Below are 11,828 nucleotides of genomic sequence, written 5' to 3' on the forward strand. Positions count from 1 at the left end.
GACCGCCCGCGTGGTTCCGGACGGGTCATCGGCGGCGGGGTGGCACTCTGGGAAGGTGACCACCGTGAACGACCCCGACGCCGACACCGATCCGTCCGACACCGATCCCGCCGACACCGACCCTGCCGACACCGACCCCGCGAAGATCCGCGAGCGGACGACCCTGCGCCTGGAGAAGGCGATGGGCACGTTCGGGACCGCCGCCCTCGCCAGCATGGAGCGCAAGCTCCCCTGGTTCCGGCGGATGCCGCCCGACCAGCGCTCCTGGATCGGTCTCGTCGCCCAGGCCGGCATCGCGGCGTTCGTGGAGTGGTTCAAGAACGACGAGCAGTCCCGCCCGGCCATCGCCGGCGAGGTGTTCGGCACCGCGCCCCGCGAGCTGATGCGCTCCATCAAGCTGCACCACACCATCGACATGATCCGCGTGATCATCGACGTGGTGGAGACGCGGCTGGACGAGCTGGCCGCGCCCGGCGGGGAGCAGCAGCTCCGCGAGGCCATCCTGCGGTACACGCGGGACGTGGCGTTCGGCGCGGCGCAGGTGTACGCGCGGGCCGCCGAGACCCGCGCCGCCTGGGACGCCCGCCTGGAGGCGCTCGTGGTGAACGCGGTGATGCGCGGCGAGGTCGACGACGGCATGCACTCGTGGGCGGCCGCGCTCGGCTGGACGTCCAAGCCCGTCACCGTCATCGCGGGGTTCACTCCGGAGGACGAGGAACCCGAGGTCACGATCGACCAGATGCAGCTCGCCGCGCGCCGCGCGCGCGCCGACGTCCTCGCGGGCGTGCAGGGGCACCGCGTCATCGTCATCGTCGGCGGCGACACCGACCCCCTGGAGGCGGCGCGGCCGATCGCGGCCAAGTGCGGCCCCGGCCCGGTCGTCGTCGGCCCGCAGGTCGGCGACCTGTACGAGTCGACGGCGTCCGCGCAGGCCGCCGTCGCCGGGCTCCGCGCCGCCGCGGGCTGGCCGGACGCGCCGCGTCCCGTCCTGGCCGTCGAGCTGCTGCCCGAACGCGCGCTGGACGGCGACGACGACGCCCGCCGCTACCTCGTGGACTCCGTCTACAACCCGATGCTGGCCGCCGGCGCGCCGCTGCTCGACACGCTCACGACCTACCTGGAGCAGGGGTCGTCGCTGGAGGCCACGGCGCGGATGCTGTTCGTCCACCCCAACACGGTCCGGTACCGGCTGCGGCGGGTCACCGAGCTGACCGGTCTCGCGCCGACGGACGGCCGCAACGCGTTCACGCTCCGGATCGCGCTCGTCCTCGGCCGGTTCGCGGGCCGGGCGAACCGGCCGGGCCAGGTGTGAACCGGACGCGCCGCGGGAAGTGAACCGCACGCGGCGCCGCGCACGTGATCTGGACAACGTCGCGGCTCCGCGCTTGTAGGGGTCTTACAAAGCCCCACGAGGAAACTTCGTACTCATCCGCATCGGCACCCGGGACCCCTTACGGCAGGCTTGTCGCTGTGATTCTCGTCGCCTCGCCCGGCCAGGGCGCTCAGACCCCCGGCTTTCTAGAGCCATGGCTAGAGATCCCCGGCGTCGCCGACCGGCTGGCCTGGTGGTCGGCCGTCACCGGGCTCGACCTGGTCCGGTACGGGACGACCGCCGACGCCGAGGAGATCCGCGACACCGCGGTGGCGCAGCCGCTGCTGGTCGCCGCCGCCCTGGCCGCCAACGAGGTGCTGTTCGCCGAGGCCGACGCCGCCGCGCCGGACGCGGTGGCCGGGCACAGCGTCGGCGAGCTGGCCGCCGCCGCGATCGCCGGGGTGCTGACCCCGGAGGCCGCGCTGGTGCTCGTCCGGGAGCGGGGCCGCGCGATGGCCGAGGCCGCCGCCGTCACCGAGACCGGCATGACGGCCGTGCTCGGCGGCGACGCCGACGAGGTCCTCGCCGCGATCGACAAGCACGGGCTCACCCCCGCCAACGTCAACGGCGCCGGCCAGGTCGTGGCCGCCGGGACCGTCGAGCGGCTCGCCGAGTTCGCCGAGGAGCCGCCCGCGAAGGCCCGGCTCCGGCCGCTGTCGGTCGCCGGCGCCTTCCACACCGAGCACATGGCGCCCGCCGCCGACACGCTCCGCCGGCTCGCGCCCGGCGTGCCCGTCGCCGACCCCGCGCCGCGGCTGCTGCAGAACCGCGACGGCGCCGTGGTGCGGGACGGCCGCGACTTCGTCGGGCGGCTCGTCGAGCAGGTCAGCGCGCCCGTCCGCTGGGACGCCTGCATGGACGCCATGCGGGAGCTCGGCGTCACCGCGATCATCGAGCTGCCGCCCGCCGGGACGCTCACCGGGCTGGCCCGGCGCGAGCTGAAGGGCGTCGAGCTGGTCGCCCTGAAGACCCCCGCGGACCTCGGCAAGGCCCGCGAGGTCATCGCGGCGCACACGGGACGCACGGCATGAGCGCCGGGCTCCGCATCCCCGAGGTGGCCGCGGGCGCGCGCATCCTCGCGTTCGGCGACTACCGGCCCGCCCGGGTCGTCACCAACGACGAGCTCGCGCAGACCGTCGACACCGACGACGCCTGGATCCGCAGCCGCGTCGGCATCGCCGAGCGCCGCATCGCCGCCGACGACGAGGGCATCGTCGAGCTCGGCGTGCACGCGGGCGGCAAGGCGCTCGCCAACAGCGGCCTCGCCCCGTCCGACATCGACCTGGTCATCCTCGCGACCTGCTCGGCGGAGTCGCCGATGCCGAGCCACGCGGCGGCCGTCGCGCACCGCCTCGGCATCGACGCGCCCGGCGCGTTCGACCTGAACGCCGCGTGCGCCGGGTTCTGCTACGCGCTCGGCACCGCCAGCGCCGCCGTCCGGGCCGGGAGCGCGCGCAACGTGCTCGTCATCGGCTCCGAGAAGATGTCGCAGTGGCTCGACTGGACGGACCGGTCGACGTGCATCATCTTCGCCGACGGCGCCGGCGCGGCGGTCGTCACCGGCAGCGACGAGCCCGGCATCGGCCCGGTCGTGTGGGGCAGCGCCGGAGACGGCGCCGACAAGATCATCATTCCGGACCGGCACTCCTTCATCCGGCAGGAGGGCCAGGCCGTCTTCCGCTGGGCGACGACCGCCATCGCGCCGGTCGCGCTGGAGGCGTGCGAGCGCGCCGGCGTCGCCGCCGAGGACCTCGCGGCGATCGTCCCGCACCAGGCCAACCTGCGGATCATCGAGGCGATCGCCCGCAAGGTGAAGGCCGTCAACGCCGTCGTGGCCGACGACATCGTCCACTCGGGCAACACCTCGGGGGCCTCCATCCCGCTGGCCATGTCCCGGATGATCGAGCGCGGCGACGTGCCGTCGGGCGCCCCCGCCCTGCTGGTCGGGTTCGGCGCGGGGCTGTCCTACGCTGCCCAAGTCATCCAGATCCCGTAGGCCGCGGCGCCCGCGCCGCGGTCCGGACCAACCCACTAAGGAAGAGAGCGAAACCATGGCAGTCGCCACCGAAACCGAGATCCTCGAGGGCCTCGCCAAGATCATCGACGACATCGTCGGCATCGACAAGGCCGAGGTGACGCCCGAGAAGAACTTCATCGACGACCTCGACATCGACTCGCTGTCGATGGTAGAGATCGCCGTTGCCGCGCAGGACGAGTTCGGCGTCGAGATCCCCGACGACGAGCTGCGCAACCTCAAGACGGTCAAGGACGTCATCGACTTCGTCCAGAAGCTCAAGGCCTGACGACGCGGGGAAGGCGCGCCGCCGCCCCGGACGGCGCGCCCGAACCCACCCCCCCATCAGCCGGCAAGGAGAACCGACATGAGCAAGAGCCAGACCAGGGTCGCGGTGACCGGTCTCGGTGCAACGACTCCTCTCGGCGGCGACCTGCCGTCGACCTGGTCCGCCCTGCTCGCCGGAGAATCCGGGGTCCGCAAGCTGGACTGGGACAACATCGACGACGTGCCGGTGAAGTTCGCCGCCACGCTGAAGGTGGACCCGTCCGAGGTCGTGCCCCGGCAGACGCTGCGCCGGCTCGACCGCAGCCAGGCGATCGCGCTGATCGCCGCGCGGGAGGCGTGGACCGACGCCGGGTTCGCGCCGCCGACGGGCGGCAAGTCCCAGAAGGGCATGGAGAGGGCCGGCGTCGACGGCGGCTTCACCGTGGACGGCGAGCGCCTCGGCGTCGTGCTGTCCAGCGGCATCGGCGGCCTGCACACCGCCCTCAACAGCTATGACGTCTTCCGGGAGAAGGGCTGGTCGCGGGTCTCGCCCTTCACCGTCCCGATGCTGATGCCGAACGGCGCGTCCGGGCACGTCGGCATCGAGTTCGGCGCGATGGCCGGCTCGCACGCGCTGGTCAGCGCGTGCGCGTCCAGCGGCGAGGCCGTCGGCTACGCCATCGACATGATCCGCGCGGGCCGCGCCGACGTGGTGATCTGCGGCGGCACCGAGTCCTGCATCCACCCGCTGCAGATGGCGTCGTTCGGCGCCATGCGGGCGATGTCGACCCGCAACGACGAGCCGGAGCGCGCGTCCCGCCCCTATGACAAGAACCGCGACGGGTTCGTGCTCGGCGAGGGCTCCGCGGCGATGATCTTCGAGTCGGAGGAGCACGCCCGCGCCCGCGGCGCGAACATCCTCGGCTTCGCCGCCGGCTGCGGCTACTCGGGCGACGCCTACGACATCGTGCTGCCCGACCCGAGCGGGGCCGGGCAGGCCAAGGCCATGCAGCGGGCGCTCAAGGACGCCGGGCTGGAGCCCGCGGACATCGTGCACATCAACGCGCACGCCACGTCCACGCCGGCCGGCGACGTCGCCGAACTCGCCTCCATCAAGGCGGGCCTCGGCGAGGAGGCCGCCCGCGGCGCCGTCATCACCGCGACCAAGTCCATGACCGGACACCTGCTCGGCGGCGCCGGCGCGCTGGAGTCGATCTTCACGCTGCTCGCGCTGAAGGAGGGCCTCGTGCCCGCCGTCGCCAACCTGGAGGACATGGACGACGAGGTCGACCTGGACATCGTGCGCGACGAACCGCGCAAGCTCCCGGACGGTCCCGCCGCCGCGCTCAACAACTCGTTCGGTTTCGGCGGGCACAACGTGTCGGTCGCGTTCCAGCGCGCCCTCTGACCGCCCGCGGCCCGTGCGGCGGCGTCCCGCCGCCGCGGCCGCACCGCGCGTCGCGGCCCGGCGCCCCGCGGGGCCCGGGCCGTTCGGCTGCGCCCGTCCGCCGCCGCGTCCGCCGGTCCCGGCGGGCGGCGGCGCGGATCAGCGGGTCTTGAGCGCGACGACGGCGATGTCGTCGCGGGGCACCCCGTCCTGGAACTCGACGACGGCCTCGGCGATCCGGTCCGCGATGCCCTGGGCGCCGAGCGTCCGCGACCGCGCCAGCAGCTCGGCGAGCCGCTCCTCCTCGAAGAAGTCGGTGCCGTCGCCGCGCGCCTCGGTCACCCCGTCGGTGTAGAACAGCAGCGCGTCGCCGGGGTCCAGCTCGACGGACACGTCGGCCACCCGCACCTCGTCGAGCAGCCCGAGCAGGTTCCCGACCGTGCCGAGGGCGGTCACCGCGCCGTCCCGCGCGACGCGCAGGGGCGGCGGATGCCCGCCGACCGCGATCGTCACCCGGGGCGGCGATCCGTCCGGCCGTTCCTCGATCACGGCGTAGACCGCCGTGCAGAAGCGCTCCGACCTGTCGCGCAGGACGGCACCGTTGAGCCGGTGCAGGACGTCCGCGGCGCGAGGCGACTCCGCCGCCACGGCCCGCACCGTGTGGCGGGCCAGGCCGGTCACCACCGCGGCCTCGGCGCCCTTGCCGGAGACGTCGCCGAGCACGAGCCCCCAGCGGCCCGGCGCGATCTCGAACAGGTCGTAGAAGTCACCGCCCACCTCGTCGCCGTGCCCGGCGGGCCGGTAGGCGCCGCCCGCGTCCAGGCTCGGGATGACGGGGAGCTCGTCGGGGAGCAGGCTGTCCTGGAGCGTCCGGGCGAGCTGGCGGGCACGGGCCTCCGACTCCCGCGCGCGCTGCCGGGTGCGCAGCAGCTCGCGCTCGTACTCGCGCCGGTCGGTGGCGCGGAAGACGCAGACGCGGACGGTCTCCGCCGCGCCGCCCGGCTCCTCGACGAGCATGCCGTTGAGGAGGACCGGGAGCCGCGCGCCGCCGGCGCACGTCACGTCCACCGCGATCTCATGGACGGTGCGCTGCATGGCCAGCAGCGGCGCGAAGTGCGTCTCGTAGTAGAGCCGGTCGCCGATCGGGAGCAGCTCCTGGAAGCGGACGCCGGCCGTGAGTTCGTCCCTGGCGCGTCCGGTCCAGTCGCAGAACGTCGCGTTGACCAGCGTGATCAGGCCGTTCGCGTGCATGAGCACGTAGCCGCAGGGGGCGCGCTCGTACAGGTCTCGCAGCAGCTCCAGCTCGTCATCCGGACCGGCCATCCGGCTCCTCCGCCAGGAACGCCTTGATGGCCGCGAGCGTCTCCTCGGGCGCGCTGAGGTTGGGGCAGTGGCCGGTCGCCCCCAGCCGGACGATCTCGCCGTCGGGGAGGGCGCGGTGCACGTACTCCCCCACCGGGGCGGGTGCGATGACGTCGTCGGAGCACTGGAGGACCAGGGTCGGCACGGCGACCTGGGGCAGGTCGGCGCGGTTGTCGGAGAGGAACGTGACGCGGGCGAACTGGCGGGCGATGTCCGGGTCGGTGCGGCAGAAGGAGTTCGTCAGCTCGTCGCCCAGTTCCGGACGGTCCGGATTGCCCATGATCGCGGGGGCCATCTGGCCGGACCAGCCCAGGTAGTTGCTCTCCATGGACGCGAGCAGTTCGTCGATGTCGGCCGCGGAGAAGCCGCCGACGTAGTCCCCGTCGTCGATGTACCGGGGCGAGGGGCCGATCATGACGAGCCGGTCGAACCGGTCGGGGGCCTTGATCACCGCCAGCGCGCCGATCATGGCGCTGACCGAATGCCCCACGAAGACCACGTCCCGCAGGCCGAGGTCCTCGATGATCTCGAGCACGTCCGCGGCGTAGGCGTCCAGCGTCCCGTACCGCTCGGCGGAGTAGGCGGACAGGTCCGACCGCCCGGCTCCGACGTGGTCGAACAGGACGACCCGGTGGTCGGCCTCGAACGCGGGCGTGACCATCCGCCACATCGACTGGTCGCAGCCGAACCCGTGCGCGAACAGCATCGGCTGGCCGGACCGTTTTCCCAGGTCGCGGACGTTGTTTCGGGTCAGCGTGCGCATCGCCGCTACCATGCCCGGCCGCCCCGGGTTCACACACGGGAAAGCCCGCCGTGCGGGCGGGCGCGGGCGGGTGCGGCGCGCGGACGATGCCCCGCGCCCGCACGAACGCCCCTCCGCCCCCGATCCGGGGCGGCGGGGCGCGCGGTGGTGCGGGGGGCCGGGCCGGAAGCCGGTGGGGCGTGCTCGTTGCGGGGCGGGCACGCTCCAGCGGACGACCGGCGGACGGGCCGGGCGCCGGTCAGACGGCGGCGTGGAGCCAGCGCACGGGGGCGCCGTCGCCGGCGCGGCGGAACGGCTCGAGCTCGTTGTCCCACGGGGTGCCGAGCAGGCGTTCGAGCTCGTGCTCCAGGTTGGCCTTGCCGACGGCGGCGTTGGCCATGATCGAGCGCAGCCGGTCCTCGGGGACCATGATGTCGCCGTTGGCGCCGATCACGCCGGTGAAGACCCCGAGCGACGGGGTGAAGCTGTAGCGGACGCCGTCGGTGCCCGGAGTGGGATCCTCGGTGACCTCGAAGCGCACCAGTTTCCAGCTCCGCAGCGCCGACGTGATGCCGGCGGCCGTCCCAGGCTTGCCCTCCCAATGCAGTTCGGCGCGCAGCGTCCCCGGCGCGGCCGCCTGATCAGCCCATTCAAGGGAAACGGGCACGCCGAGGACACCTGCGGCGGCCCACTCGATGTGCGGGCTCAGCGCAGGTGGCGCGGAGTGGACGTAGAAAACGCCACGTGCGGTCACCGGACCTCCTGGATCTGTACCGAGGCTCGTCTTCCCCTACGGCCTCGTACGTCCCAGGTCGGCGTCCGCGTCCCTCATTGTGCATCATCGGCACGGGTCGCACCACCGCGAGTTCGCTGTTTGTCGAACACTTGACCACGCCATGCACACCGTTGATCGTCCAGGGTGAGCGCCTCACACGCATTTCCGCTACGCACGGTCATCATTGCGGCACCATGTGTGCGGACAGCGAACGACGGGAGGCGAGGGCGGATGTTCGATCAGCAGGCGGTCCTGGAGAGGGTGCTGGCGCGGCACCGGGACGCGGTGGTGGTGGAGCCGGTGCCGGGACGTCCCGCGCTGGTCCGCCGCGACCAGCTCCTGGTCGCCGGGCACGACGCCGCCGCGGCGGAGGACCGGGTGCGGCGGTGGTGCGACGCGCGGGAGGACGGTCCGGGGGTGGCACGGCTGCGGCTGCGGTCGCGGCCGGACGTGTGCGAGCTGGCGGCGGAGCTGGGCGGGGACGGGCCGCACCGCCGGCTCGCGGTGGCGCCGAACCACCTGGTGCTCGGGCAGCCGCTGTGGTGGAGCGGGCCCGCGGACCGGCCGCGTCCGGCGGGCCCGGTCCCGGCGCCGCGGCCCGCCGCGGACGCGTGCCGGGACGTGACCGTCGCGATCCTCGACACGGGCCTGGCGGCGCACCCGTGGTTCGAGGGCGCGGAATGGTTCCGGGAGCGCGGCGCGGAGGACGCGGACGTCCTGGACGCCGACCTCGACCGGGAACCGGACGCCCAGGCGGGGCACGGGACGTTCGTCGCGGGCGTCGTGCTGCGGCACGCGCCGACGGCGCGGCTGCTGCCGCGCCGCGTGCTCGGCGGGGACGGCATCGGGGACGAGCTGGGCGTGATCCGCGCGCTGGCGCGGCTCGCGGAGCGGGACCACGCGGACGTGGTGAACCTGTCGCTCGGCTGCCACACCTACGACGACCGCCCGTCGCCGGTGCTGTCCCGGGCCATCGCCGCGCTGGGCCGCCGGACGGTCGTGGTGGCGTGCGCGGGGAACGCGGCGAGCGACCGGCCGTTCTGGCCCGCCGCGCTCAAGTCGGTGATCGGGGTCGCCGCGCTGGACGGGGACGACCGGGCCTGGTTCTCCAATTACGGCTGGTGGGTGGACGCCGCCGCGCCGGGGGTGGACGTGGCCAGCAGCTTCGTCCGGTACGACGGGCCGCGGCCGCCCGCGGACGGCACCGATCCGGACCGGTTCGACGGGTTCGCGACGTGGAGCGGGACGTCGTTCGCGACGCCGATGGTCGCGGGGCTGATCGCGGGCCTGGCGGCGGCCGAGGGACTCGGCGCGGCCGCCGCCGCGGACAGGGTCCTCAACCAAACGGCTCGCCCTACCCATCCGGACCTCGGCGTAATCATCAGGTCTTGACTACGACACGATGGCAAAAAGGTAACTCTGAGTACGTGAGATTGTTCGGAACGTAAAGTCGTCGGTCCGCGGGTGGCTCGGAGGGAGTTCTCATTGGCCCGGCATAACGAATCCGCAGGCGTCCGCACGGACGCCGACACCTTCAACGCCGACACCTCGAACGCCGACACACTGGACGCCGACGCGCTGTTGGCACGGGCCCGCGACGGCGACGGCGCCGCGTGGGCCCGGCTGGTGGACGAGCACAGCCCGCTGCTGTGGGCAGTCGCCCGCTCGTACGGTCTGCACGACGCCGACTCCGGCGACGTCGTGCAGACCGCGTGGCTGCGGCTCGTGGAGAGGATCGACACGGTGCGGGACGCCGGGGCGGTCCGGGTGTGGCTGGTGACGACCGCGCGGCGCGAGAGCCTGCGGGTGGCGCGCCTGCGCGGCCGCGCGCTGCCGGTGGCGCGGCCCGCCGAACCGTCCGCGGCGGGCGCTGTGGGGCCGTCCCCGGAACCGGCCCCGGAGCGGGTCGTGCTGGACCGCGACCGGCTCGACCGGGTCGGCGCGGCGCTGCGGGAGCTGCCCGCGCGCTGCCGCGCGCTGCTGCGGCTCTCCGCGCTGGCCCCCACCTACAAGGAGCTGGCGGCGGCGCTCGGCATCCCGCTCGGCAGCGTCGGCCCCACCCGGGCGCGCTGCCTGGACACCCTGCGGAGGGTCCTGCGGTGAACGACGACGAGCTGATGGCGGGCGTCCGGGACGCGTTCACCGTGCTCGATCCGGTGCCGGGCGACGTCCTGGCGGCGGGCCGCGCGGCGCTGGCGTGGCGGCTGCCGGGGGCGGCGCTGGCGGCCCTGGCGCGGGACGGGGCCGCGGGCGCGGCGCGCGGGACGCGCGGCGGGCCGGTGCGCGCGCTGACGTTCGCCTGCCCGGACGCGACGGTCGAGGTGGAGGTCGCGGAGGCGGGCCGGTTCCGGGAGCTCACCGGACGGATCGTCCCGGCGGCGGCCGCGTCCGTCGCGGTGCGGCACCGGGACCTGCCGCCGGACCCGGCGGGCGCGCCGGTGGAGCCGGGCGGGCTGTTCTGCCTGCCGGACGTGCCGGCGGGCCCGGTGAGCCTGCTGTTCCGCCTCGACGGGGGCGCGTCCGTCGTGACGAGCTGGGCGCACGTGTGACCGAGGCCGACGACCTGCTGCGGCTCGTCGCGGCGGACCCGGCCGCCGCGCACGCGCGGGCGCTGGCGCGGGCCGGCGGGGGGACGGGCGGCGCGGCGGTCGCCGCGCTGCGGGCCGCCGGGCTCGCGGCGAAGGAGCTGGGGCGGCTGGCGGAGGGCCTCGACCTGCTCCGGCGGGCGCTGGAGATCGCGGAGGCGTCCCCGGACTGCGGGTACGCGGCGGCCCAGGTGCGGATGAGCCTCGTCGGCCTGCTCGCCGCCCGCGGCGACACGGCGGGCGCGCTCGCGCAGGCGGCGCGGGCGGAGGACGTCCTGACGGGGCGGGACGCGGCGCGGCTGGCGGCCAACACGGCGTGCGCCCTGGCGCGGGCGGGCCGTCTCCGCGAGGCGCGGGACGCGGCGGCGCGCGCCCTGCCCGTGCTGCGGCGGGGACGCGATCCCGCGGTGCTGAACGGGCTGCTGACCAACCTGGGCCTCGCGCGGGCGCTGCAGGGCGAGTTCGCCGCGGCGGAGGCGGCGCTCACCGAGGCGGTCGACGTGGCGCGGGCCGCCGGATTGCCGCACCAGACGGCGATGTCCACGAGCAACCTGGCGTTCGTGGTGTCCCGGCGCGGGGACGTCCCGCGCGCGCTTCGGCTCTACGCGGAGGCCGAGCCCCATCTGTCCGGGGAACGCTTGGCGCAGTGCCGGTTCGACCAGGCGGAGACGCTGATCTCGGTCGGGCTGCCGCGCGAGGCGCGTCCCGTCCTGGAGGCCGCGCTGGCGTCGGCCGCCGACCACGGCTACCGGTGCGACACCGCCGACGGGCTGCTGCTCCTCGCGCACGCCGAACTGGACGACGGCGACGCGGAGCGGGCCGTCCGCACGGCCGAGCGGGCGCGGGCGGCGTTCGCCGAGCAGGAGCGCGCGGGGTGGACGCTGCTCGCCGAGCACCTGCTGCTGCGGGCGCGGTGGGCGGCCGGGGAGCGCTCGGCGGTCCTGCTGGGCAGCGCCGCAGCGACCGCCGACCGGCTGGCGCGCGGCGGGTGGGCCGACGCCGCCGCCGACGCGCGGCTCGTCGCCGCCCGCGTCGCGCTCGCCCTCGGCCGTCCCGCCGGGCGTTTCCTGGCGCCGCCGGCCCGCGCCCCGGGGTGCCGCGCCCGGGGGTCGCCGGCCGCCCGGATCACCGCCTGGCACGCCGCGGCGCTGGAGCGCGCCGAGCGGTCCGACCGGCGGGGCGCGGCCGCCGCCGTCCGGGCGGGCCTGCGGGTCGCCGAGGAGCACGCGGACGCGCTCGGCGCCCTGGACCTGCGGGCCCGCGCCGCCGGGTCCGCCGCCGAGCTGGCCGGGCTCGGGCTCGTCCTGGCCCGGTCGGCGCGGGA

At 75.2% G+C, this 11,828-nt stretch carries 12 protein-coding genes; 9 read left to right on the top strand and 3 right to left on the bottom strand.

Going from position 1 to position 11,828, the window contains the following annotated elements:
- The first annotated feature begins 64 nt into the window (after positions 1-64).
- The 5 genes from H505_RS0102745 to H505_RS0102765 all read left to right on the top strand — a co-directional run bounded on the left by H505_RS0102745 (position 65) and on the right by H505_RS0102765 (position 5,061).
- Positions 65-1,312: a PucR family transcriptional regulator gene (locus H505_RS0102745; RefSeq protein WP_026400742.1), complete on the top strand. Its 1,248-nt coding sequence runs from the start codon at positions 65-67 to the stop codon at positions 1,310-1,312.
- 158 nt (positions 1,313-1,470) lie between these two features.
- Positions 1,471-2,403 carry an ACP S-malonyltransferase gene (locus tag H505_RS0102750; protein WP_026400743.1) on the top strand — a complete coding sequence of 311 codons (933 nt, stop codon included), beginning with the start codon at positions 1,471-1,473 and terminating at the stop codon, positions 2,401-2,403.
- Positions 2,400-3,368 (top strand): beta-ketoacyl-ACP synthase III, encoded by a 969-nt coding sequence (locus tag H505_RS0102755; protein ID WP_051300057.1) that lies wholly within the window; start codon positions 2,400-2,402, stop codon positions 3,366-3,368. Before H505_RS0102750 ends, H505_RS0102755 begins: the two co-directional genes overlap by 4 nt.
- A gap of 55 nt (positions 3,369-3,423) precedes the next feature.
- The gene (locus H505_RS0102760; RefSeq protein ID WP_026400745.1) at positions 3,424-3,675 is read left to right on the top strand and encodes an acyl carrier protein; all 252 of its coding nucleotides are present in this window, start codon (positions 3,424-3,426) and stop codon (positions 3,673-3,675) included.
- Between the two features lie 78 nt (positions 3,676-3,753).
- Positions 3,754-5,061, top strand: a complete 1,308-nt coding sequence (locus tag H505_RS0102765) for a beta-ketoacyl-[acyl-carrier-protein] synthase family protein (RefSeq protein ID WP_026400746.1) — start codon at positions 3,754-3,756, stop codon at positions 5,059-5,061.
- Between the two features lie 138 nt (positions 5,062-5,199).
- Here the strand turns inward: H505_RS0102765 and H505_RS0102770 are convergent, their stop codons facing one another.
- The 3 genes from H505_RS0102770 to H505_RS0102780 form a co-directional block, all read right to left on the bottom strand.
- The gene (locus tag H505_RS0102770; RefSeq protein WP_051300058.1) at positions 5,200-6,363 is read right to left on the bottom strand and encodes a PP2C family protein-serine/threonine phosphatase; all 1,164 of its coding nucleotides are present in this window, start codon (positions 6,361-6,363) and stop codon (positions 5,200-5,202) included.
- A complete protein-coding gene (locus tag H505_RS0102775) occupies positions 6,347-7,165 on the bottom strand; it encodes an alpha/beta fold hydrolase (RefSeq protein ID WP_026400748.1) in 819 nt (272 codons plus the stop codon). The genes H505_RS0102770 and H505_RS0102775 overlap by 17 nt, the downstream gene beginning before the upstream one ends.
- A 238-nt stretch (positions 7,166-7,403) precedes the next feature.
- Positions 7,404-7,898 (bottom strand): DUF3145 domain-containing protein, encoded by a 495-nt coding sequence (locus tag H505_RS0102780; protein WP_026400749.1) that lies wholly within the window; start codon positions 7,896-7,898, stop codon positions 7,404-7,406.
- 252 nt (positions 7,899-8,150) lie between these two features.
- On the opposite strand from H505_RS0102780, the gene H505_RS39485 reads away from it, so the two are divergent.
- The 4 genes from H505_RS39485 to H505_RS39495 form a co-directional block, all read left to right on the top strand.
- Positions 8,151-9,311 carry a S8 family peptidase gene (locus H505_RS39485; protein ID WP_051300059.1) on the top strand — a complete coding sequence of 387 codons (1,161 nt, stop codon included), beginning with the start codon at positions 8,151-8,153 and terminating at the stop codon, positions 9,309-9,311.
- A gap of 93 nt (positions 9,312-9,404) precedes the next feature.
- Positions 9,405-10,022 carry an RNA polymerase sigma factor gene (locus H505_RS0102790; protein WP_245592414.1) on the top strand — a complete coding sequence of 206 codons (618 nt, stop codon included), beginning with the start codon at positions 9,405-9,407 and terminating at the stop codon, positions 10,020-10,022.
- Complete coding sequence (locus H505_RS47235) at positions 10,019-10,468, top strand: hypothetical protein (protein WP_051300062.1); 450 nt, start codon at positions 10,019-10,021, stop codon at positions 10,466-10,468. Before H505_RS0102790 ends, H505_RS47235 begins: the two co-directional genes overlap by 4 nt.
- Positions 10,465-11,828 (top strand): tetratricopeptide repeat protein (locus tag H505_RS39495; protein ID WP_157432869.1); only part of this gene is annotated, 1,364 nt, incomplete at its 3' end. The genes H505_RS47235 and H505_RS39495, both read left to right, overlap by 4 nt.

This window comes from Actinomadura rifamycini DSM 43936 (genome assembly GCF_000425065.1).
Classification (GTDB): Bacteria; Actinomycetota; Actinomycetes; order Streptosporangiales; family Streptosporangiaceae; genus Spirillospora; species Spirillospora rifamycini.

Excerpts from the sequence above, each read along its gene's own strand:
- H505_RS0102755 (WP_051300057.1), top strand. The coding sequence starts at position 2,400 with ATGAGCGCCGGGCTCCGCATCCCCGAGGTGGCCGCGGGCGCGCGCATC.
- H505_RS0102760 (WP_026400745.1), top strand. The coding sequence starts at position 3,424 with ATGGCAGTCGCCACCGAAACCGAGATCCTCGAGGGCCTCGCCAAGATC.
- H505_RS0102765 (WP_026400746.1), top strand. The coding sequence starts at position 3,754 with ATGAGCAAGAGCCAGACCAGGGTCGCGGTGACCGGTCTCGGTGCAACG.
- H505_RS0102770 (WP_051300058.1), bottom strand. The coding sequence starts at position 6,363 with ATGGCCGGTCCGGATGACGAGCTGGAGCTGCTGCGAGACCTGTACGAG.
- H505_RS0102775 (WP_026400748.1), bottom strand. The coding sequence starts at position 7,165 with ATGCGCACGCTGACCCGAAACAACGTCCGCGACCTGGGAAAACGGTCC.
- H505_RS39485 (WP_051300059.1), top strand. The coding sequence starts at position 8,151 with ATGTTCGATCAGCAGGCGGTCCTGGAGAGGGTGCTGGCGCGGCACCGG.